This is a genomic window from Anaplasma marginale str. Florida (genome assembly GCF_000020305.1).
GTDB lineage: Bacteria > Pseudomonadota > Alphaproteobacteria > Rickettsiales > Anaplasmataceae > Anaplasma > Anaplasma marginale.
On sequence record NC_012026.1, the window covers coordinates 762,798 to 785,586 of the forward strand.

20 protein-coding genes and 1 other RNA gene are annotated in these 22,789 nt (G+C 49.0%); 1 reads left to right on the top strand and 20 read right to left on the bottom strand.

The window, feature by feature from the left end; translation table 11 throughout:
* Positions 1 to 59 precede the first annotated feature (59 nt).
* On the bottom strand, positions 60 to 2,039 hold the full coding sequence (locus AMF_RS08100; RefSeq protein WP_037349854.1) for an acetyl-CoA carboxylase biotin carboxylase subunit: 1,980 nt from the start codon (positions 2,037 to 2,039) through the stop codon (positions 60 to 62).
* 378 nt (positions 2,040 to 2,417) lie between these two features.
* Here AMF_RS08100 and AMF_RS08105 point away from each other — a divergent pair, with 378 nt between their 5' ends.
* Positions 2,418 to 3,401 (top strand): RluA family pseudouridine synthase, encoded by a 984-nt coding sequence (locus AMF_RS08105; protein ID WP_010267916.1) that lies wholly within the window; start codon positions 2,418 to 2,420, stop codon positions 3,399 to 3,401.
* Between the two features lie 2 nt (positions 3,402 to 3,403).
* On the opposite strand, the gene rpmB is transcribed toward AMF_RS08105, so the two are convergent.
* The 19 genes from rpmB to AMF_RS08195 form a co-directional block, all read right to left on the bottom strand.
* Positions 3,404 to 3,715: a 50S ribosomal protein L28 gene (gene rpmB / locus AMF_RS08110; RefSeq protein ID WP_029209882.1), complete on the bottom strand. Its 312-nt coding sequence runs from the start codon at positions 3,713 to 3,715 to the stop codon at positions 3,404 to 3,406.
* A gap of 596 nt (positions 3,716 to 4,311) precedes the next feature.
* Positions 4,312 to 6,300, bottom strand: coding sequence for a replication restart helicase PriA (priA, locus tag AMF_RS08115; protein WP_011114451.1), 1,989 nt, complete (start codon positions 6,298 to 6,300; stop codon positions 4,312 to 4,314).
* 217 nt (positions 6,301 to 6,517) lie between these two features.
* Complete coding sequence (locus tag AMF_RS08120; protein ID WP_237696929.1) at positions 6,518 to 7,333, bottom strand: gamma-glutamyl-gamma-aminobutyrate hydrolase family protein; 816 nt, start codon at positions 7,331 to 7,333, stop codon at positions 6,518 to 6,520.
* Positions 7,334 to 7,566: 233 nt separating this feature from the next.
* Positions 7,567 to 8,274, bottom strand: coding sequence for a uroporphyrinogen-III synthase (locus AMF_RS08125; protein ID WP_037349071.1), 708 nt, complete (start codon positions 8,272 to 8,274; stop codon positions 7,567 to 7,569).
* Between the two features lie 193 nt (positions 8,275 to 8,467).
* Positions 8,468 to 10,180: an aminopeptidase P family protein gene (locus tag AMF_RS08130; RefSeq protein WP_012659022.1), complete on the bottom strand. Its 1,713-nt coding sequence runs from the start codon at positions 10,178 to 10,180 to the stop codon at positions 8,468 to 8,470.
* A 126-nt stretch (positions 10,181 to 10,306) separates the two neighbouring features.
* Complete coding sequence (locus AMF_RS08135) at positions 10,307 to 10,834, bottom strand: retropepsin-like aspartic protease family protein (protein ID WP_010265063.1); 528 nt, start codon at positions 10,832 to 10,834, stop codon at positions 10,307 to 10,309.
* A gap of 386 nt (positions 10,835 to 11,220) precedes the next feature.
* Positions 11,221 to 12,063, bottom strand: a complete 843-nt coding sequence (locus AMF_RS08140; protein WP_012880592.1) for a 3'-5' exonuclease — start codon at positions 12,061 to 12,063, stop codon at positions 11,221 to 11,223.
* Positions 12,057 to 12,947 carry a GTPase Era gene (era, locus tag AMF_RS08145; RefSeq protein ID WP_029209729.1) on the bottom strand — a complete coding sequence of 297 codons (891 nt, stop codon included), beginning with the start codon at positions 12,945 to 12,947 and terminating at the stop codon, positions 12,057 to 12,059. The genes AMF_RS08140 and era overlap by 7 nt, the downstream gene beginning before the upstream one ends.
* Before the next feature lie 97 nt (positions 12,948 to 13,044).
* Entirely contained in the window at positions 13,045 to 14,400 is a 1,356-nt protein-coding gene (gene ffh, locus AMF_RS08150; RefSeq protein ID WP_010265072.1) for a signal recognition particle protein, read from the bottom strand.
* On the bottom strand, positions 14,393 to 15,943 hold the full coding sequence (locus tag AMF_RS08155; RefSeq protein WP_010267930.1) for a proton-conducting transporter transmembrane domain-containing protein: 1,551 nt from the start codon (positions 15,941 to 15,943) through the stop codon (positions 14,393 to 14,395). Before AMF_RS08155 ends, ffh begins: the two co-directional genes overlap by 8 nt.
* Before the next feature lie 74 nt (positions 15,944 to 16,017).
* Positions 16,018 to 16,494, bottom strand: a complete 477-nt coding sequence (locus AMF_RS08160; protein WP_010265080.1) for a type II toxin-antitoxin system RatA family toxin — start codon at positions 16,492 to 16,494, stop codon at positions 16,018 to 16,020.
* 24 nt (positions 16,495 to 16,518) lie between these two features.
* Positions 16,519 to 16,676, bottom strand: a non-coding RNA gene (gene ssrS / locus AMF_RS10275) — 6S RNA.
* Between the two features lie 44 nt (positions 16,677 to 16,720).
* Entirely contained in the window at positions 16,721 to 18,646 is a 1,926-nt protein-coding gene (dnaK, locus tag AMF_RS08165; RefSeq protein WP_010265084.1) for a molecular chaperone DnaK, read from the bottom strand.
* Between the two features lie 211 nt (positions 18,647 to 18,857).
* Entirely contained in the window at positions 18,858 to 20,717 is a 1,860-nt protein-coding gene (locus tag AMF_RS08170; protein ID WP_010267933.1) for an Rne/Rng family ribonuclease, read from the bottom strand.
* 94 nt (positions 20,718 to 20,811) lie between these two features.
* The gene (locus AMF_RS08175) at positions 20,812 to 21,138 is read right to left on the bottom strand and encodes a cation:proton antiporter subunit C (RefSeq protein WP_010265092.1); all 327 of its coding nucleotides are present in this window, start codon (positions 21,136 to 21,138) and stop codon (positions 20,812 to 20,814) included.
* An 87-nt stretch (positions 21,139 to 21,225) separates the two neighbouring features.
* On the bottom strand, positions 21,226 to 21,684 hold the full coding sequence (locus AMF_RS08180) for a Na(+)/H(+) antiporter subunit B (protein WP_010265097.1): 459 nt from the start codon (positions 21,682 to 21,684) through the stop codon (positions 21,226 to 21,228).
* Positions 21,659 to 22,228, bottom strand: a complete 570-nt coding sequence (locus tag AMF_RS08185) for a DUF4040 domain-containing protein (protein WP_010267936.1) — start codon at positions 22,226 to 22,228, stop codon at positions 21,659 to 21,661. Before AMF_RS08185 ends, AMF_RS08180 begins: the two co-directional genes overlap by 26 nt.
* Entirely contained in the window at positions 22,229 to 22,528 is a 300-nt protein-coding gene (locus AMF_RS08190) for a monovalent cation/H(+) antiporter subunit G (RefSeq protein WP_010265105.1), read from the bottom strand.
* A gap of 6 nt (positions 22,529 to 22,534) precedes the next feature.
* Complete coding sequence (locus AMF_RS08195) at positions 22,535 to 22,789, bottom strand: monovalent cation/H+ antiporter complex subunit F (RefSeq protein WP_010267937.1); 255 nt, start codon at positions 22,787 to 22,789, stop codon at positions 22,535 to 22,537.

The window sequence follows — 22,789 nt, forward strand, 5'->3', positions numbered from 1 at the left end:
GCCGGAGTAACACACTACAACAGGTCCACACCCACCCGCAATGCCTGACCATCAGAAAACTATTTGCTGCCTACAAACTTGATAATAACATCTCCTGCCACAACACTTCCACCACTAGTACACAAGACTTCCGCGACCCTTGCCTGAACCTCCGAACATATCAAATTTTCCATCTTCATGGCCTCAATCACAAGCAACGGCTGCCCCACACTTACTTCATCTCCGGGTTTCACATAAACGTTCACAACCATCCCCGCTATTGGGGAAACTACAACATCGGAGGACGCCCCATCATTCGTAACCTCTGGCATGAACTGCAGCAGATTGTCTGCATTTGCTCTGTGTACAGAACACAAAGCCTCGACTGCCATGTATTTTAGCGCATACCGGCTTGAGCTCGCGCGGACTTTAACCCAGTAAGAGGCATCACCCACAAATATTTCTAGCATTTTGTAATTCCCATGCCACGTACCAGATAGTACGACGCTTCCTTTTTTATCGTCCAGTACGACAAAAATTTTCCCTTCCGAGCACCGCACATGAAACCTGTATTTAGAATCACCCACGTGCACAGACAACTCTTCGCTCTCTAGCGCCTTTCCGTAATTTCTGGATTCATCTTCCAAATATATGTACAGCGCAGCAAACGCCAAAATTTCCGCGAACTCGGGAGTTAGTGGATCACCCTTGAATCCAGACCTATAAAACTGTGAAACAAACCCAGTGTTTATGTTTCCAGAAATAAAATTAGAATGGCCAAATACCGAAAGCAGGAAGTCAACATTATTCGCCACACCTTCGATGTAGAACCTGTTGAGAGCCTCCCGCATAACCTTAATTGCCTTTTGTCTGGTCCCCCCATGAGACACAACCTTGGCAATCATGGGGTCGTAGAACATGCTAACATTCGCGCCCTCTGCAACCCCGCTGTCTATCCGAAGGTTTTCGCTAACGGGGGGTTCGGAATAGTATGTTATACGCCCGCTGGAAGGCAAAAACCCCTTTTTTGGGTCTTCAGCATATATTCTGGCCTCTATTGCTGACCCAGAAAACCGCACATCGTTTTGAGAGAAGCTAAGCTCCCCGCCATCGGCAATTTTGATCATCTCTTCAACGAGGTCTATGCGAGTTACAAGTTCTGTAACCGGATGCTCCACTTGCAATCTGGTATTCATTTCCAGAAAGTAAAACCGTTTCTCAGCATCAATAACAAATTCCACCGTACCCACCGAGAAATAGTTCACCCTCTTTGCCAGGCTCACACACTGGTCATACATATTTTGTCGCGTTTTTTTGTCGAGAAACGGACTGGGAGTTTCTTCTATCACCTTTTGGTTGTTGCGCTGTATGGAGCACTCCCTCTCCCCCAGACATACCACATTGCCGTGCTTATCAGCCACTATCTGCACTTCTATGTGCCTGGGAAATTCCACATACTTTTCGATGAAAATTCTACCATCACTAAAACTCTTGGATGCTTCGTTGGTGGCGGATACAAACGCCTGTTCCATTTCCTTGGCCGATTTCACAACCCGCATGCCTTTGCCCCCACCACCGGCTGCAGCCTTAATCATGACCGGAAACCCTATAGACTCCGCAATTTTTTTTGCATCAGCTGGAGATTCTACAACGCCCATGTATCCGGGGACCACAGCAACACCTGCATCTTGCGCAACCCTCTTCGATACCACCTTATCGGACATCATGCGCATGGAAGACGGAGCCGGGCCTATGAACCCTACACCACACTCAGACAGCCTATCTGGAAACTCTGCATTCTCAGCAAGAAACCCATAACCCGGGTGCACCGCATCCACCCCGGTATCCTTAGCCACGGCGCAGATTTTACATATATCCAGGTAGCTCTGGCTGGCCGGACCTGGGCCTATGTACACGGCTTCATCGGCACATAGAGTATGCAGCGCACCACGGTCTGCGTCAGAGTATACGCATACACACTTTATGCCCATTTTGCGCGCAGTCCGCGCTATTCTGCACGCTATCTCTCCCCTATTTGCAATTAGAATCTTTCGTATCATGCAGCCCACAGAAAACTTGTAAACTCAGAGGGCCGCAAACTCCCGCCAAACAGCCCAACGCGGCACCGATTCTACATTCGAGCCACCTTACCGCAAAACAATATTTTTTGCAACACACCCGCATTTTAGCACACTTGCACAACACCTGAGGTTAATCTCCACCGGGAAGTACTTTTACTGACGCCCATATCAATTGTAAATGAGCCGGGTTATCCGGACCTGGTTATCTGTGGGCGGAATACACACACCCAAACTGGGCGCAGCCCCGCAGGTTTTTGCTTCACCCACCAGAATATCCACCTCCACAAAGCGCCTGAGAGAATCGCAATTGCATTTGGCAATATACGGAGATACCATGGTGGAAAACCAGTAATCAGAATGAAATGCGTACACGAAGTGTGCGTCACCAAAGAGGACGACCAACAAAGAATTGATAAACTAATCTCGTGCGCGTTGGAAATATCACGCAACAGGGCGCAGGGTCTGATCGCGGGTGGGCAAGTTACAATCTCTGGAAGAGTAATCAACAACAACAGCTATCTGACAAAAACAGGTGACGTGTACACAATAGTGACGGCCGTACAGAAACCCAGCACTCTATCACCCAACTACGATATTGACCTCAAAGTAGTGTACGAAGACCATGATGTTATAGTAATAGATAAAGACCCCTACATAGCCGTCCACCCAGGAAATGGAATTGAGCACCACACGATAACAAATGCGCTGCTTGCCCGATTCGGGGCCGGTTTGCAGTCTGTCGGTAGTAGCTCAAGGCCGGGCATCGTACATAGACTGGACAAGGACACCAGCGGGCTAATGGTAGCCGCGAAGACCGAAAACGCCTATTATAGGCTTTCCGAAGAACTTGCCAACCAAGGATTCAAGAAAGAATACCTAGCGGTGGCCTGGGGTATACCTTGTCCCAAGCGGGGCGTGATACATACAAACATCCGCGTAAAAAGGTCTGACATAACCATGATGGAAGCTGCAAATTCCGGCGGAAAGCCGGCAAAAACAGAATATGAGGTTGAACAGGAATTGGGGGAAGTCGCAAGCTTGATTAGATGCACGCTCCACACCGGAAGGACGCACCAAATAAGGGTGCACATGAGCCATATAGGGCACTCCATAGTGGGGGATCAGAAGTATGGTAAGAACTGCAAGAAATGCATGAGGAGCGGGGTGCCGCCGGATGTCAAAAACTTCCGTAGACAAGCCCTGCACGCGTCCCTACTCGGCTTCCGTCATCCATCCACCGGAAAGTACATCGAGTTTACATCGAAACCGGCTGACGACATACAGCAACTCATATCTGCGCTAGAGCGAGCCGGCAACCTACAAGCAAGAAACCGGGGGTAATTTTAAAGTACACCACACTGCAAGGATTTACCAGATGCGATAGCGGCCCTTATCTTGCGCTTTATCTTCTGCGCCTCGTCGCTTAGCTTCCTGGAAGCGGTATTCAACAGATAAAGATCGAAGCCGCCCTTGTAGTTTATAGTCCGCAAGGTACGGGCAGCGACTTTCATCTTAAACTTCCTACCAAGCACCTCACTAACTAAAGTCACGTTGTGCAAATTCACCAGATAAGACCGCTTCGTCTTACGGTTGGAGTGCGACACCTTGTTACCGAAGGACTTGGCAAGCCCAGTAACGTCACAAACCCTACTCACAGGAACCCCCGAAAACACAACAAACCTGCGCAATTGTACCATGATGTGAGCGATAGTCAACCACAGCATGATATATACCAACATTCGTGGCAACAGACATTGATTGTCGAGTATTCGCCGCGCTGGGGCTCCGTCACCAGGAGATTGTCAGTACGCAGCCGTGCAACCAAACACAAATACATGCATCGCGCTGCGTGCCTTTGAAATGTATAAGCATGGAAGCTATAAAGGCCGGAACCGACCCAGGAATGAGGCACGATTATTGCACTTAAGTAAGATCGTTGGCCGTGGGAACAAGTAAATTGTGGCAGAAATATGGCAGGATTACCACAACCGGGCTATGGGATGAACTGCGGCCGAAACGGGGCTACGGAGCGCCATAACCCTGACCCTAAGTACATCACACAGAAAATATCTGCCACGTTTCGAAGTGCAGATGACTGCCGCTTCGGGTTTATAGACGAGAGGAGCACCAAAAAATGGGCGCTCGGACACCCAACAGCATCAAAAAGCCGCGGTTGACCGCACTTATAAATACAAACCAACGCGAATAGCCGCTTGCAAGCAGTGTTCACGCGAAGTTAACTGGGCAGCGCTCACGCGAAGTTAACCGGGTCGACGTCTATCACAACTCTTACTCTCCCAAGTTTTGTGTACCGATCCCGACACTCCGTTAAGATCTTCCTCACAGCCATGATATTGCTAATTTTCATCAGCATCCTGTACCGGTACACACCGTTTACTAAGCTCATAGGGGCGGGCGCTGGCCCCCAAACCGTTATATGCCTTGAAAGGTATGCCACAATATCTTTAGACGTATCCACAACCCTAAACTCCTCTTTGCCTGATACTATTATGGCAACAAGCCTCGTGTATGGGGGCATATCAGTAATCTTGCGCGAGTGCAGCTCCGCATTGTAAAAATCCTCGCGCTCGCAAGACATCAAAGACTGAATAACAGGGCTCTCCGGGCCGTGTGTTTGCAACACCACCTCCCCTTTTTCTTCAAATCTGCCTGAGCGACCAGAGACCTGGTGCAACAGTTGGTAGGTTTTCTCAGTCGCCCTTAAATCGCTGTTTCCCATGCCTAAATCCGCATCTATGACTCCAACAAGAGTCAGCTTGGGAAAGTTATGCCCCTTGGCTATGATCTGGGTGCCCACAATAATGTTCACTTCACCTTCCATGATTTGCTCTATTGTGCGGGTAATTCGCTTGGTACTTACGTCACTGCTAATGATTGCAACGTTTGCCCCCGGAATGAGCTCCTTTATGCCTTCAGCAACCCTCTCAACCCCCACCCCATATGGCATCATGGTATTGTGTTTGGTGCAGTCTGGACACTGTTGGGGCACTGCGCAGCTGTATGCGCAATAGTGGCACAGCAGGCCATCTAACCTTTTGTGTTCGGTTAGCCATGTGCAGCAATTTGGGCAGCTTATTTTGTACCCGCACTTTTTGCACAAGACCAATCTCGCATATCCGCGACGATTTAAAAACAACATCGCCTGGTTACCCTTGGCGAGGGTGGAAGTGATTTTGTCGTGCAGCGCCGATGAGAGCCATTCTCTGAGCAGCTGATCTTTGCGCATATCGACCACTGTGATATCGGGCATTACTGCCTCGCCGAATCTCTGCTTTAATACAACGTGATGGTACTTACCCTGGTTGACGTTATGCATTGTCTCCAGGGCCGGAGTTGCAGAACACAGAACCACAGGCACACCCAATCGTTTCGCGAGCACGATAGACATGTCACGTGCATTGTAAATAATCCCAGAATCTTGCTTGAAGGAGGATTCGTGCTCTTCATCAACGACTATCATTTTCAAATTTTTGAACGGCAAAAACAGGGCAGATCTGGCTCCCACCACTATTGATGAGGCTCCGTAAGTGATCGCCAGCCAATTTTCCCTACGCTGTTTCGCCGTAAGGCCGGAGTGCCACTCTACGGGGTTGCACCCTGCAAAATAGCTGTGCACCCGCTTCATGAGCTGCGTGGCCAAAACTATTTCCGGCAGCAAGATCAGAACCTGAGCATCCAAGCAGTCGTGCAGCAACTTGGCTATTGCCGCGCAATAAACCTCGGTTTTACCGGAACCAGTTTTCCCGTCCAGTACAGTTACTGAAAACCCAGAAAGCCTCCCCACTATTTGGTCACGGGCCTTCAGCTGCTCCCCTGACAGCGCAGCAGATGTGCTCAGCGCGGGGCTATTATCAGTTGGCACACAACATTTGTACTCCTGTGTGCCAAACATGCGAGACTTTGCAACAATAACGCTGCCGAGCACCATTTTTAGCACCATACCTATTGGCATGATGTTGTAACTACTGACCCACTTCAGAAACTCCATGAGCGGCCGCTGTACCGGCGGAAGGGGAATTTTGTCGCCAATGTCTTTCAGCTCCATATCAGGGGCAGGCCCACTCCTCATGGTGGTGATGATGCCTATTGCCACTCTGTTTCCAAAGGGAACCCGCACGTAGTCGCCTACAGAAAGTTCCATATCTTCTCGTACAGAGTAGTAGAAACATTGATCCACAGGTACAGGTAGCGCAACCTCCGCTATAATTCGCCCCGTCACAGTTTCGCATTACCTAGCACACTAAGCCGCACATTATGCCACAATTTTCCAATGACCGTGATAAATGCGCACGGCCGCTCTCGAAAGAGCGCGGCGCCCTGCAGGTACATGGCTCTTTTCGGGTTATATGCGGCCAAACTACCGGTACGATAGCGCCCCCCATCAGCATGATGCAGAAACCCCAACCTGCGCGCGGAGCAAAACCACGTATCACGCGCTACCCGGCGGAACCGTCCCCGAGAAAATCTGTGATGATGGCAAGAGCCACTTTTATACCAAGGTCAACCGCGCGGTGCTTGCCCGTTTTTTTGTCAGCATTCATTAGTAGGTACTCTGGGTGCATTTGTATCAACATGTTGCCCTTGCTGTCCTCAAGCGCCTCTATGATGCCATCATCAGATACTGCAGCAACCTTGTAGCCGAGCGCCTTCAGCTTTTCCATATTTTCCGGAGAATTGTCTACTGCTTCTTTGTGCGCATCGGGTAGGTAAAACACCGGATCGTCCCCCGCATTTACCTTCCTGACGATGACTTCAAGTTTGGTGCCCGGCAAGGCCCTTGCTCTCATTAGAGGAACCCCAGGAAGCCTTGGGTTTGGATCAGCAATATTGTGAGACTCAGCCATTGCACTGGAGCCCAAAATATCCTGCACTCTGCTCAGCCTTACATTCTGTGAGTGCAACACACCTTGCAATCCTCCACAAATACCCAAAATATGCAAGTCAGCCCCGCTATTCATCAGGCCTACCACGGCATCTGTAACCAGTTGTCTGTTAGGAACCGGGGGCAGCGGGGGAGAAACTATGTTGTAGTAGTTACCTGGAATCAGAATTCTGTCTATATTGTTCTCTCGCAGAAACCCACTTAGGCTGTCTTTTATCGCTGCCATGTCCGCACCGGCGCCGCCGGCATTTTCGATTATCTTGTTATAATCCACAATTGTCACATTTTTCGCACCTAAGGTGACGAGTAACTCGGTGATCCCCGTGGCAGTATCATATTCATTAGGATATGTCGAACTTTTAGTAGACAATATACCTACCGTGCTTGCCGTAAGAGCGTGCACACACTCAAAAGAGCATGCCCAACTCAACAGGAAACAACATAACGCCGTGCGGACGTATCCACTCAAACATTTCATATTTCAAACCCATCCGCTACACACATAAGACCAACCAAATCCGGCATTATATTGCCAAAACCTCTAAACAAAACTTACGGCGATTCCAAACCATTTCTCAGATTTCACGTTTCATAACACACCATTTATGATCTTTCAATGCCTAACAATAACTTAAACAATGACTCCTCAGTGGGGCGTCGAGAAACAAGTATCCGCTTCCACGCACCCACATTCAGTGCGCGAAAAACCCCGCTGCTCATAGAATACGCACAAACATTACGCAGAAGCCTGCTGTATTGTCTGGATAACTCGGTAAAAATCTTGGCCGTCCTAGTTGAGTAAAAAACCACACCCAATATCTCACCATTCATGAGCAGATCACAGCACTGGGGGCTCAGATTCGCTCTAGCTACAACCTTGTAGAGCACAGCCTCTTCTACCTCAAAACCCATTTTCTCTGCAGCACCGCGCAAATCGTATGAAACTTCCTCCCCTCTCGCGTATAGCACCTTGGTTCCGCGTTGGTACGCATTCAGGCAAGATATTACATCGCGCACGGTGCCACCCGCAGATACCACATTAGTAAACCCAAGAGCAGTCGCACGCTTCATGGTGCTGTCACCCACAGTCAATATGCAGATATCACGTTCATCGGTAAGCTTGGCAATAACATCAACACCATTCCTGCTCGTAACAACAGTGACGTCATATGACTGCAACTTTAGGGCCTCAGTACGCAGATGCACAACTTCAAACATGGGCTCAACAAAAACGTCGAACCCCAATTCCTCTAGAGCCCCTTTGGACTTTGCTGAGTCTGCACTGGCACGGGTCAACACCAGCATGCCCATAGGCAATCTTCCATGGCAGGAACAAAAAACAGAACCTCGGCGACCAACGCTCCCCCCCCCCCATCTCTCTACTTAAACTGCACGCAACACTCCGCACCGAAACCAAGCGGAAAACAACAGCGAACATACACAAAAATTGTGCACGGGACAACCCTGATGTCATTCCACCCCGCAAAGAGCACGCTCAGCATACTCACAGTGGTGAGCAGGCTGTTTGTAGCCAAGCTTTGACCGCTGCAGCAACGTGGGGCGCTACTTCGTTGTATACGAAGCTGTGATAATCATTCACATACTTTATCTCTTCGGAACTGAGCATTTTGGTGTCTATCAGGTTTTTGTCTAGCGGAACGCGGGTAAGTTGTTGAAATCTGCAAAATCCCTCACCACACGCTTCAACATACATCAGGTTTTCGATTCTAATGCCATACTCGCCAACCTTATAGTAGCCCGGCTCATTGGAAAGTACCATACCGGGAAGTAGTGCCACCCGGTTGCCGCGTGAGATTGCTTGTGGGCCCTCGTGCACAGATAGGAAGCTACCAACGCCGTGCCCAGTACCGTGCCCATAGTCGAGCTTTTTGCTCCACAAATACTGGCGAGCTAGAACATCCAGGTCTCCCCCCGAGGTGCCAGTGGGAAAAACCGCTCTTGCCAGGGCAATATGCCCTTTTAGCACGTCAGTAAAACGCTCAATATGTTCTCTACTTGGAGTGCCAACCGCCACAGTTCTGGTAATATCTGTCGTGCCATCCAAATATTGCCCACCGGAATCTAGCAGATACAGCCCCCCTTCGCGCAGTACCTGGCTTGTTTTTTCGTTTACCCTATAGTGGACGATTGCACCATTCCCTCCGAAACCAGAAATTGCATCGAAGCTTTCTCCGGCAAATAGCTCTTGGGCTTCTCTGAACTCACGGACTTTCAACGCGGCTCCTAGCTCCGTCACCTCCCTGCAATTTGCAAGTTCCGTGTGCAACCAATACAGAAAATTGGTCATGGCTACCCCATCTCTGACGTGAGCCTGGATCATCCCCCGTATTTCGGTTTCGTTTTTTGTTGCCCTGGGGAAGGTGCAGGGATCATCATCCCTGATCGTCACCACTTTACTTCGCACTGCGTCAAATATTGACATTGGAATCGTGGATGCATCCACCACAATGCTGTGAGCGCTCATTAGGGCACCGTGCAACTTATCTATTGAAAAAACGCGCACGTCCTCATCACTTATGTGCACCTGATCAGCCGCTGCATCCACAAAAAGCTCAACGCCCCCGTTACTATGGAGTATTGCACGCGACAAAACAGAAGGAGTATGCGTAAATGCCATGTTCCGTATATTCAAGAGCCATGATATCGCGTCTACATCGGTCATCAACATGACGCCACTGGTGGGCAGAGTATGAGCAACGGCCGCGCGCTTCTCACGGCTTGAAAGCCCAGCAAACTTTATTGGATGCTCCTGTATGCGCTGGTGAATCTGCATGGGCCGCTGCCAAATCTTGTCTAACATAATATGCTGCACCATCTTGGGCAGAAATTTTGCATACCTCCCTACCTGGCTGAGCGTGAACAGCTCCCCTTCATAGCCCACAACGGGATATTCGTCTATGTGTGCTTCAAGCCATGCAAAGGGAGTTAAATCACGGAAGTCATGAACATCATAACTATCTTTATCCACCTCCAACGCGGATTGCACTATGTATCTACTGTCGGTAAAAAACTGACTTTTGCCTTTTTTGCAAATTATCAGGAAAGCGTTTGACCCACTGAAGCCACACAGCCATTTTACTCTTTGCCTACTCTCGTGCACCCACCCAGACTGATATTCATCAGCATGGTGTAACAGAAGCGCATCAAGGCCTTGTTCATCCATGAGAGGCAATAACTTCCGGAGTTTTGCTCCCACACCGTACCTGCAAAGAGCACCCTAAGTTTATAGCAAAACCTCGGCGTCTTCACTAGCGTAATCATGTGCAAGCAGCCCCTACCCCGCGTGGCATGCGTGCAAAGTTTACTTCGGCGCGTCTAGATTTCAGCTTGGAGAAAGCAGTAGCTCGTCATTCCGCATCGTAAAGTGAAAATGCTTCAGAAAACTCATTCCCAACAGAGACGTTCGCAGCTCAGACGTGCTAATGCTAGCACCCACATTTCTCGCAACCAACGTCCCTATTCTGATTTCTGGTATCTGAAAATAAGTGGCCTTTATGGCCCCATTTGCTGTATGGTAGGTTTTAGATTGCTGCACCGGCCTCATATGCGCGCCTATCTTCTGCGCATCCCTTTCAGACAGCACAACATCCGTCGCGCCTGTATCCACTAGGAATGTTATATTCTCCCCATTGATAGCCGCAAGTATATAAAAATGGCCGTCCTTGGATTTGCGAAATGCAACCCCTCCATCTTTTATAATGGGTACGTCGCTTATCGCGGCTGCAGTGTTGCCAAAACTGCCAAATGGTGGTTTATGCACTCCATCGTATAGGAAGGCAATTACCGATATAAGCCCAACCCAAAAAGCTATATACTTCGCGAATCTCATGGCACAAATATCCCTTATCATTGCAAACTACAAGTAGACATATCGGTCTCGACAGCGGCACACAGTAGAAAAACCTGCAATTGAGCCCCAGGAATGGCACAGATATTGTAGAAAACGGCGCACGCACCCGCCACATCCGGAGTCATGCATGCCGCCACTCAACGAGCAGCAACCTGGAAAAGGCGCCGCGGCTCTCGCCACAAAGCATGATTCTGACTCAAAACTGAGTTGATGTCCACTAGGGAGACGTATAAAAGCCTACTGACTTCATATTACAGCTCTGCACAGGCACGCTAGACATCACGTCTACTCACAGGCGCTGGCAGGTGCGTGTGCACTATGGTAACCCAACTACGATAAAACTTATTAAACACGCGTGCAATAACCCAATGGAGGCCGCGCTCCGTTCAAGACACCTCTTCCCCCAACATAAAAAACTGGCCATCGCAAACCTTTTCCCACTCCGCAACAAATTCAAGCATGTGTTTGTTGCCACTGGTTTGCAGATACTCCAGCAAATCTTTGATGCATTCGTTATAACTGTCCGATGTCACCCTGCCTTGATGGTGCATCAGCCTAAGGTACACAAGGTAGGTGTTGATTACGTCAGACTCGCAGTAGTCACGAATTTCAGACAACTGCCCGCAGTCATACATGCGCGCAACTTCCGAACCGTCTATACCTATTTTGCCTGGAAAATTCAGCACAGAACACACTTCATGCATTTTTACCCTGGCGGACGTGCCAAAATCTGAAAGATAATCGAGCAAATCGCAGTGCCAATCTGTGCTATATCGCTGAAAATAGTTGTTCCACTTGTCACCAGAATTATACAAATACCCAGCTTGAACTCCATGCACCATGGCCCGGTATTTTATCACAGGCAGGTCAAAAGTGCGCCCATTGAACGTCACAATGCGGGGCTTGATTGCGGAAAGGTAGCCCAAAAACCCGCGCACCAGTTCCCTCTCTGTGGAGGCCACAGTTCCCCCAGAACGTATTTCGCGCAGTGTAAAGTGCTCACACCCCAGATCGCGCCGTATATCCGCTCTGAGAAAGCTTATTGTCACTATCTTGTGAAACGGCTGGCGCAGGAATGGATTTTGCCCATTAGTCACTTCAAGATGGTAGTCAGCCATAGCCTCGCGCTTGGCCGCAACATCACCACCAACAGCTCTTCCCACAAGACTGTCGCAGCTGTCAGTATCTGGTATAGTTTCAATGTCAAAAACCAATAACGAGCTCAGCATTGTGTGTATCCTACGCATTCATCCAGGTGATCCTGCCAGAATTTGCGCACCTTAACAAACAAAAAAAGGTGTGCTTTTTTACCCAGAATGCGCTCTATTTCCTCTCTCGCCGCCGTGCTGACACCCTTTATGAGCGCAGCATTTTTCCCCACAACGATTGTTTTTTGACTCTCTTTGATTACATACACAACCTGTTTGATTATGACGCTACGGCCCCTATCTTCAAACTTTTCCGTAACCACAGACAGTGAGTATGGCAGTTCCTGGCGGAGAGCAAGAAACAGCTTTTCGCGAGTAATTTCGGCTACAAAAAATTCTACAGTGGCGTCAGTACGCTGAGTACCGGGATACAACCACGGACAGTAATCCGCGGACTCGCGCAGGTGTGTTAACAGAGCCTCAGTGCCCAAACCGTGAAGTGCCGAAATCGCAAAAACCCCGGTAAATTCGTGCATGGACTGTACGTGTGCTAAAATCCCGCGAATACGACACTCCTGAAGCAGATCGGTCTTATTAAGCACGGCCACAGCGGGAATATGCGAGTGCTTAACTGTGGCAACCACCCTGGCAACTTGGCTACACAGATAGTTCCTGGCCTCAAGTACCAAAACCACAACGTCCGCACCTCTGATAGACATCCATGCGTTTTTCACCAAAAACTTTTCCAGAACGGTTTTCGGCGCAAAAACACCTGGGGTATCTGTAAACACCAGCTGGACATTCCCATCGTTGCGCACTGCATTCATTCGCACCCGCGTTGTGTGGACTTTCGGAGTTACTATTGAAGCCTTAAACCCCACCAACTCATTGATAAGCGTGGACTTACCAGCATTGGTTGCGCCCACAACGGCAACCAAAGAACATTTCTCCGAATCGCGCCCCATCATAAAAACCTAGGTACCACACTCTATCTCGGCCACGTACCGCCTCACCAATACAGCAGAGAATGACAACAAAAAGGCGCAGCAATGCATGAATCCATTACATCCCCTTGCGCTGTAGGAAGGACATAATATCCGCATCCTTAAGCTTGCTTGCCTTCATCTGGCTAAACTTGCCTATCATGGAGTTCATCTGGTTGTATTGCTTTAGCAGTGCATCAACTACGTCAACCTTAACTCCAGCGCCCTTCGCTATTCTGGCTTTGCGCGCACCGTTTAATATCTTGGGGTTAGCCCTCTCTAGCTTAGTCATAGAGTTTATTATGGCAATATACTTGTCTACTTTGCTGTCGTCAACAATCCCTGCGACCTTGCGTTTTACATCATTCCCAAATGCGGGAATAAACTTCATAATGCTGGCAATTCCACCCATTCTGCTTAGAGCCTTCAGCTGCACTACTAAGTCATCAAGGTCAAATTTCCCCTTGCTGGCCTTGTCTTGAAGGTCACGTATGGTTTCTCTACCTACAGCTTCAACCGCTTTTTCAACAAGGGAGGCAACGTCACCCATGTTTAAAATCCGGCGTGCAACCCTGTCTGGGTAAAAGTCGTCCAAATCTTCGGGCTTCTCCCCCGTAGACATAAACTTTATTGGGCACCCGGACACCATCTTCATGGAGAGTATTGCACCTCCGCGTGAATCCCCATCAGCCCTGGTAAAGATTGTGCCGGTAAGGTTGAGTTTATCATGAAACCCACGAACAACCTCAACTGCATCCTGCCCCATCATGCAGTCCACAACCAGTATAGTCTCGTTGGGCGAGACCTCCTTTTTGACGAGCTGAAGCTCCCCTATCATTTCTTGGTCTATGTGCAATCTACCCGCAGTATCAACTATGACAACATCATACCCCCCGCGTTTTGCCTCTTTCATAGCTCTTTTGGCTATATCCAGTGGTAACTCACCCTCAACAATGGGAAGGCTGTCTACACCTACCCCTTGCGCTAAAACTCCAAGCTGCTCCTGGGCCGCCGGTCTGTATACGTCTAGGGACGCAACCAAGACTTTTTTCTCACTCTTCTTCAGTTTGAAGGCGACTTTCACCGTGTTTGTGGTCTTACCAACACCCTGCAACCCAACCATCATGATGGCAACTGGCGCTTTCCCGCTTAAGTCAAGCTCGCTTTTCTCATTACCTAAAACCTCTATTAGGCATTCCTCCATAAGCTTGATAATCATCTGCTCAGGCAGGACTCCTTTGACGACCTCACCCCCAACTATCTTGCTTTTTACATCCCCTATAAACTGCTCTACAACCATGAGGTTCACGTCAGCATCCAGTAGGGCCTGAGTTACATCTTCCAAGACAAGATCAAAGTCTTTGTCAGATATTTCGCGCCTACCGCCTAGTTTTTGTACCGCAGAGGCAATGCCCTTGGCTAAAGAATCAAACATAAGTTAACACCAACACAACTCCGATAACCAGCATACACAAAAGCAAAGCAACGTCGGCCGCCTCCATCCTTTGGCGCAACGCCGACACCCAAGCATGATCCTCATCATCGTATTCGGGGATACACACTTTTTCGGAAAGTACGTTGCATAGGTATAACACAAAATTCCAAAACCCAGAAATCACCTTGGGAAGAAAGCGCCTATAAATCCAGTCAATATCTATGCTGAACTCGCATCTGCCTAGCAGTTTGTTGCGCAACGATATAACAAAACATAACGCCGTAACAGAAATGGCTGCAATCTGAACGGCCACGTCTTTCGGCGTGTATACAAACCGCTCCCCCGTAAAGGAGAGAACTTGTTTGTGAAACATGCCCAAAACTACCAACAACAGCACCAAGAAAGCCATGGGGGCCTCAAGAAGATACCTGCCAACCGATGAGGATTCATTATGGCTAGCGCGCAGCTGCGCACTTGAAAGCCACACCAACCTTAACCCTACGCCAGCAAATAATAGGAGACTGCAAATCAGAAAGACCTGTTTTGATATCACGTCAATAAGCCCAGCGGTTCCCGCGCTATGCAGCACTAATGATTTCACTACAAACCCTGCACTCCCAGGAAAGGCTCCCATGTTCAATGCAGCAACTATACAGGCAAAAATCGACAAATAAACGGCATACAGGCCGCCCCTTCTGTGCTCCGCACTGCCTACTGTAACCACATCCGCTACCATAAACAACAGTGTCTGGTAAAGCACTGAAAGCGCCATATACGCAATCAACACCCCATAGGAAACGCCGCTAAACCCTATAGCAATCAGCATCAGCCCCACCTGCCCGACAACGTTATAGGACATGGCCTTCCTTATATTTCGTTCCAGCCAGGCAAAAATTGCACCGTATATAGCGGTCATCATACCCGCATATAGCAGTATTGGATCACCAGAAAACATTCTCAGCAGAATGCAGGCGGCAACTTTAGTCGTAAATGCAGATAACACCATAATCCCAAACCTGGAGGACATAGGATACGTATGTGAAACCCAGGATGACGCGGGAAATGATGCAGCGTTTATCAGAAGACCGGCCATATACAATGTCTTAGACAGCCCAGTGAATTGGCCTACCTGAGCAAATTTGCATGCACCTACGAGGAGGAGCACTCCTGAAATAAAGTGCACAGACGCGTAATGAAGAAATGCTCCAATATTGCCGGCAGGGCACCCGTACGCAATGAGGAGAAGCGCAAAAAGCGCCATAAACTCAAACCCAACGGCAATGAAGGTGGGGTCAGACAGCGAAAGTACAAATGTGCTACTTGCGTAATACAGTAGGCAGCATAACACCTCCCGCGCACGCATATTTCCACATGACTGCAGCAATATAGCCAGCAAAGCCAGGGAAAACGACAGAAAAAGCGGCATTGCAGAGTGCAAAACGCGTGACAGCTCGAGCCCATCTCGCCACAAAACCGGCAACGCAGCATTGGCTCCGCCTGCAAAAAATCCGTACACCCCGGCAGCCGATAGAACTCCGTACATGACAACCCCCAACCAGCTCTACCTATATACATACACAGGCTCACACAAACAAGCTTGGTATTGGTGAATGAGATTTAACGTCCTAAGTCCTTATTCCCAAACAACTCGTAGGCTCTTGCACGAAATGCGCGCATAATCCGGTGTTTGGCAACGTCTGCCGCGACATCAAAGGTAATCTGAAGTATTTTTTGCCTGAAAGAAAACTTTATACAAAACTTGACCAGCGTTTTTTCGCTCCCCATTGGTAAAAAACGCCACTCACTTTGCAAAAGCCTAAATACGCCGTCGGTGGACTGCACCTTAACCCAGCCTGGCTGGCTATCTCTAGGAGGGCAAAACGAAACGTGCGAAGTGTACCCACCCCTGAGTGAGAGAAAACCTGCAACCACCTCAGCAACCAGGGAGGAGCCATCGCGACTCACCACCCTCACCTCCTTACACCAGGGAAGGAACTCCGGATACCGCTCTACATCCAACACGATGGAGAATAACTGCTCCGCAGAAAATGCCAGAGCCTCCTCTCCAGCGAACCGATTCCACCAAACAGGCATACTGGGTGTAACTCACGAAAGGGTGGGGGATCCGCCTTTGCCGCAATGCTTTATTAGTGTCCTGAGACTAAAGCTAAGGTGGGTGCCATATAACAACCTCCTTTGTGTTGACAGTGACGGCCCCCTCTAAAAACAAAACGGGCTCGAGGAACTTCCAACCTACACGTACAACGCAGAACCCCCACAGATTATACAGAACAGGTAAGACAGATCAATATATAAATACCTACTTCTTGTCTTCGTCGTCCTTCTTAATTTCCTGGTATTCCGAATCTACCACCCTCTCCTCCGGATTTCCGGAAGTGTCGCTTGCAGTGCTATCAGTAGAAGTACCTGAGTCTTTCTGAGCGGAATACGCCGCCTCACCCAACTTCATGGAAAGCTGCATTAGGGCATCATACTTCTGCTGAATAACGTCACTACTGCTATCATCGTTGCTCAAGCACTCCCTGAGCTCCTTTATTGCAGCCTCGATGCCCGACTTATCAGCACTAGAAATCTTGTCCCCATAGTCATTGAGCGACTTCTCAGTGGAATGTATCAGGGCCTCAGCGCTATTCTTAAGTTCCACGCGCTTCTTACGCTTCTCATCCTCTTCGGCTCTGTCTTGGGCGTCTTGGACCATCTTCTTGATTTCCTCTTCGCTTAGCCCACCAGAAGACTGTATCTTAATGGTCTGCTCCTTCCCGGAAGCTTTATCCTTTGCAGAAACGTGTACTATACCGTTGGCGTCTATGTCGAACGTGACTTCAATCTGCGGAATGCCCCGAGGAGCCGAAGGAATCCCCTCCAGGCTGAACTGGCCTAGCAGCTTGTTGTCTACCGCCATTTTTCGCTCACCCTGGTAAACCTTGATAGTCACAGCAGTTTGCCCATCCTCCGCAGTGGAAAACACCTGAGACTTCTTAGTAGGAATTGTAGTATTACGTTCAATGAGAGGGGTAAAAACTCCACCCAGGGTTTCGATACCGAGCGACAGCGGCGCAACATCCAGCAACAAGACATCTCTCACATCGCCTGTAAGTATTCCACCCTGTATCGCAGCACCAATTGCTACTACCTCGTCAGGGTTCACTCCTTTGCAGGGCTCCTTCCCTCCGAAGAAATCTTTAACTCTCTGAATTACCTTGGGCATTCTAGTCATCCCACCGACTAGCACCACCTCATCTATCTTGCTAGTGTCTTTAATACCCGCATCATCCAAAGCCTTCTTGCAGGGTTCTATGGTACGCTCGATCAATTCGCTTACTAGCCCTTCAAATTTGGCTCTCGTGAGTTTCAGACTAAGGTGCTTTGCGCCCGTACTATCGCTAGATATGAAAGGTAAGGTTATATCTGTTTCCAGCCTGCTAGAAAGCTCAATCTTCGCTTTTTCCGCAGCTTCTTTGATCCTCTGAACAGCCATCGGGTCATTGTGCAGATCTATTCCGGTTTCTTGTTTGAAACTCTCCATCATGTGTTCCATAACGGCGTTGTCAAAGTCCTCACCACCTAGCTTTGTGTCACCATTTGTGGCTTTTACCTCAAATACACCCTCAGCTATTTCAAGCACAGAAACATCAAAAGTTCCGCCACCAAGGTCGTACACAACAATTGTCCGCTGCTTGTCGCCCTTATCCAAACCGTAGGCCAGCGCAGCAGCAGTGGGCTCATTGATAATTCTCACAACGTCTAAACCGGCAATCGTTCCGGCATCTTTAGTGGCCTGACGTTGCGCATCGTTAAAATACGCGGGCACGGTAATCACGGCCTTCTTTACTGGAGCCCCGAAATATCTCTCTGCAGTTTCTTTTATCTTTTCCAGGACGAATGCGCCAATCTGCACTGGAGAGTACCCCTCACCCCTGGCCCGTATCCACGCATCCCCGTTTTTTGCTGGAAATACTTCGTAAGGACACTTGACGTCCCGCATATCGTCGTATCTACGGCCTATTATCCTCTTGCTAGCGTATATCGTATTTTGGGCATTGATGTTCGCTTGACGCTTAGCAAGCTCACCCACAAGCCGCTCATTTTCAGTAAAGGCAACAACCGACGGAGTAGTTCTTGAGCCTTCACTGTTTTCGATAACTTTCGCGGTGCCCGCCTCCATAACAGCAACGCAAGAATTCGTAGTACCCAGATCTATGCCTATGATGCGCTCAGCCGCCATGATTACCCCCACTAAAACAATACTTACAAAAACCAGATACGGTAGATATAGTCACCAAAGTCTTAAATTACAACCCCTACCCCTGCAGCAAGATAAAAAATATACGAGGACCCGGCCCAAAGCACATAATCCGGCCATTGTACGACGCAGCCAGTGAGGACAGCACATTTTGTGGCGCTGCGATAGGGTGCGGAAAAAACTGGCACATACTCTAGCGTATGTCCGCAAACATGCGGGACAACCATTTCTTGACCCAAGTTCCGTCAGGCTTTTTGACCCCAACAAACGCCTCTTGGACAGTTTCTTGCACATTTGCAATCTCAGCATTGTCTGCTTTGCTCTCTGCAAGCTCCGGTTGGGCTTCAGGCGGCCCCATAAGCTCTTCACTTAGAGCCGTGCTATACCCCTTCTCCGCATGAATGCTAAAACCTGCAGCACCTGGATTCTCACTTACACCCAGCCTTATGAGAACCTTGAATTCGCCCTCTATGGCCCAAATATGTTTACGCTTATGATTAAATAGATAGGTCAAAACCCCAGGATCAGCCAAAACTGAAATTATCTTCTCACGATTTTTATGGGCAAAGCACCGCACGTCTCTAAGCATGTCTGCGGCAACAGACTCAAACGACCTAACCCTACCAACACCTCTGCAATGCGCGCATTGGACCGTATTGGTATCCAGTATACTTTGCTTTACCCGCTGTCTGGAAATTTCCATAAGACCAAAAGCACTTATGTACCCAAACTGCACCTTCGCTTTGTCGTTCTTAAACGCCTCCCTAACCTCGGCTTCGACGGCCCTGCAGTACCTGTATCTGAGCATGTCTATGAAGTCAATGACTATGAGGCCAGATAGCCCGCGCAAGTTCACCTGCCGCGCAATCTCTTTGACGGCCTCCATATTGGTTTTGTACGCAGTCTCTTCTATGCTATCCTCGCCGGTCATCTTGCCCGAGTTTACATCTATAGAGACCAACGCCTCGGTCGGGGTGATGACTAGATATCCCCCAGATGGAAGGAAAATCTTGTCGCTGTACAACTCAAGTATTTGTGCATCAACCCTGTAATGAGTAAAAATTGGCACGCTGCCCTTGTACATCCGAACCCGTAGTTTGTTCCTAAACATGGATTTCGCGTACTCTTTCACGAGGCTAAACGCCCTGCTGCCGGAAACAACAACGTCGTGGATCGTCTCGTCACAAAAATCCCTAAGCGCTCTCTTGATTATGTTAGCCTCAACATACAGGAGCGCAGGGGGTTCTACTTTCTCGCAGTTATCGCGTATCTCCTGCCACGTGGATTGTAAATAAGACAAATCTTGCTCTATCTCTTTTTGGCTTCTGTTGCTACCAGCTGTTCTGATTATGACCCCGGATTCCTTGGGAAGCTTGATAGAATTTAGCACCTCTTTCAGATTCTTCCGGTCATCACAATCCTCAATACGCCGCGATATCCCACTATTCTTGTTGCCTGCATTCGGCATAAAAATGCAATATCTGCCCACGAGCGCGATGTACGTGGAAAACGTTGCGCACTTGTTTCCTCGCTCTTCCTTTATGATCTGGACCATAAGTTTCTGGTCCACTTTTATCACATCCTGAATCTTGTACAACTTGTGTAACGAAGACTTCGACCTAGCCTTGGAGGATGCATCCCTCTTACCAGAGCGATCATCTAGTTGGGGTTTACAGGCGTCTACAGGGCCATCATCGGGCAGCGGCGCAGCAGCCCCATCGGCCTCGGCCAACCCTTCGTGCTCCTGACCATCGCCGTACATGCTCTGCAGAAGAGCTTCTTTCTCCTCTGCGGGCAGTTGGTAGTGCTCAACCGAGATTTCAGAGAACGGCAAAAACCCGTGTTTGCTTATCCCGTATTCTATGAACACAGCCTGCAATGACGGTTCTATGCGCTTCACGACCGCATAGTACACGTTGCCACGCAGCTGCTTCCTATCCTTTAACTCCTGATCAAACTCAACTACCTTACCGTCATCAAGTACCGCAACTCTTATCTCATCAACATACGCGGCATCAACCAGTATTCTCTTCCCGCTGTTATCATTAGACACAGAACCTCACACCAATTCACAAAACACCCCAAAGGCCACCCAAAGCACCACGAAACTAACACATGCAACACCTCGGCGCTGCGAATAAAAATCCTCAAGTCGCGTTGGACTTCGCTTCTATCCTCATGACCATAGCAAGCCCAACAGCCATGGTGGCCACGCCTACCACTATAGCGGTAAGCATCAAAACACTGGGCAGCGGGTTGCTATATAACGTCTCCCCTGCCTGCCCAGAAAGTATGGGCACCTTAGCACCTCTTACATATCCCAAGGAAATGTAGAACAGCAACACGGAAGACTGAAAAATGCCCAAGCCCATTAGCTTCTTCAAACGATTGTTAGTCACCACTACAGTAAACAAGCCAACTGCCATCAACAGGGCCGCCGCCACATGGTTCACATGCAGTAAAAAGAAGAACACTCAGCTCCCCCCTGTGCTGTACACACCCCCAACAACGACCTCACCACACAACACACAAGCTCACGAGGCCGCGCAGTCAGTGTATATCTATTTTTCCCGTGATGCAAAGTCAAAATAAATGCTCACCATAGAGCCACACACCGTTAAACCAACACCCAATTCGACGACGAATATACCAAGTTTCTGTTCGGAAACAGCATCGAACATTGCAAAAAAGTAGGAAAGAAAACTCTTTCCGGCAATCATGGATATGGCACCTGTGGCTACATACAACAGAAATCCCGTTGCACTCATCACCCGCGGGAAAGAAGCAGACACAACCCTAGATATTTGCGCTTCTCCGAACACCATGTGATACAAAACCAGTGCAGAGGCTACTATAACTCCACCCTGAAATCCACCTCCTGGGCTGTAATCACCGTGAATCTGCACGTACAGACCATACAATATCATCACCGGAAGCATTATAGTCACTGCGCTACGCAACGCAGGATTGCTACCCGGAAAAACGTACTTCCCCTTAGGCACTTTTCTTACCTCCCCCATCCAGCAACAACGATACACACATGGCGGCCGTGAACACAACCAGCACCTCACACATGGTGTCGTAGCCACGAAAACTCGCCAAAATTGCAGTAACTACGTTAGGAATGCCTACATAACGGCTTGTATGCTCGAAGTAGGCGGCTGTTTGGATATTCGCTGGGGAAGTTGCGTCACCAAACTCGGGCAGATCTAAAACTGCACCCACCAACGCCAAAAACATAGACAGTGCGATCGATGCGGCCAAGAGGATTCTAATCGCACTGCAGTCGTTCCACACATAACCAACCTTGCTGCCTCCTACATACCCAAGACGGGAAAGCACAACGAGAGTCAGCGCGGTGCTGAGCCCTGCGCCAACCGCCGCTTCTGTTATAGCAACATCAGGTGCAGCCATTACTAGGTATGCAGCTGCCATGGTGAGGCTAAACGTGCACATCACAATAGTGTTCACAAACACACCCTCACATAACGCAACCGCTGCTGCTGACGCCACCAACAGTGGCAGGAGCATCCAGTTTACGGCTATACCCACATCCAAGTGCATCTAACCACCATCTTTATCATCACTCTCGCACCAGGGCATTACGGAACTTGCAATGGCGTTACATGCGGTTGTTGAGGTAATCCATAATAGTACAATTAGCACAAACATCTTTACTGTAAATACGGAAAAACCGCACTGCATGGTTAAACCACACAGCACAAGCGCTACCCCGACGGAGTCCGCAACCCCCACAGCATGAACCCTATAACGAAGACCGGGGAGTCGGAAGACCCCAACAGTGGCTATTACCATAAAGAACAGCCCGGCACCCAGCGTCATCATACCTAACAGTGGCAACATAAATACCTACCCCCGATTAGACGCGAAAAATTTGGAAAACCCTATGGCAGACACGAGCCCAATGCATGCATACACCAGAGATACATCAACAAAAAACGCCTGAGCATCTGTAAGGACGCCCAAAGCTACAATCAGCACTACACCAAAGGTATTAAACGCGCTAGCTGCAAGTATTTTGTCACCCACGAACCTCGACGTAATGACCTTATATAGCATTGCGAACATACACGCAACCAGCACGAAAACTGAGAAAACAAGCAT

Bases quoted from the DNA above. Each gene is read 5' to 3' on its own strand.
- dnaK (WP_010265084.1), bottom strand. From the start codon at position 18,646: ATGGCGGCTGAGCGCATCATAGGCATAGATCTGGGTACTACGAATTCT.
- AMF_RS08195 (WP_010267937.1), bottom strand. From the start codon at position 22,789: ATGCTTGTTTTCTCAGTTTTCGTGCTGGTTGCGTGTATGTTCGCAATG.
- AMF_RS08155 (WP_010267930.1), bottom strand. From the start codon at position 15,943: ATGTACGGAGTTCTATCGGCTGCCGGGGTGTACGGATTTTTTGCAGGC.
- AMF_RS08100 (WP_037349854.1), bottom strand. From the start codon at position 2,039: ATGATACGAAAGATTCTAATTGCAAATAGGGGAGAGATAGCGTGCAGA.
- AMF_RS08105 (WP_010267916.1), top strand. From the start codon at position 2,418: ATGAAATGCGTACACGAAGTGTGCGTCACCAAAGAGGACGACCAACAA.
- ffh (WP_010265072.1), bottom strand. From the start codon at position 14,400: ATGTTTGATTCTTTAGCCAAGGGCATTGCCTCTGCGGTACAAAAACTA.
- AMF_RS08160 (WP_010265080.1), bottom strand. From the start codon at position 16,494: ATGCCTGTTTGGTGGAATCGGTTCGCTGGAGAGGAGGCTCTGGCATTT.
- AMF_RS08135 (WP_010265063.1), bottom strand. From the start codon at position 10,834: ATGATAAGGGATATTTGTGCCATGAGATTCGCGAAGTATATAGCTTTT.
- AMF_RS08125 (WP_037349071.1), bottom strand. From the start codon at position 8,274: ATGGGCATGCTGGTGTTGACCCGTGCCAGTGCAGACTCAGCAAAGTCC.
- AMF_RS08190 (WP_010265105.1), bottom strand. From the start codon at position 22,528: ATGTTGCCACTGTTAGGTATGATGACGCTGGGTGCCGGGCTGTTCTTT.
- era (WP_029209729.1), bottom strand. From the start codon at position 12,947: ATGGGGCGCGATTCGGAGAAATGTTCTTTGGTTGCCGTTGTGGGCGCA.
- AMF_RS08180 (WP_010265097.1), bottom strand. From the start codon at position 21,684: ATGGGGGAGGTAAGAAAAGTGCCTAAGGGGAAGTACGTTTTTCCGGGT.
- AMF_RS08140 (WP_012880592.1), bottom strand. From the start codon at position 12,063: ATGCTGAGCTCGTTATTGGTTTTTGACATTGAAACTATACCAGATACT.
- AMF_RS08185 (WP_010267936.1), bottom strand. From the start codon at position 22,228: ATGCACTTGGATGTGGGTATAGCCGTAAACTGGATGCTCCTGCCACTG.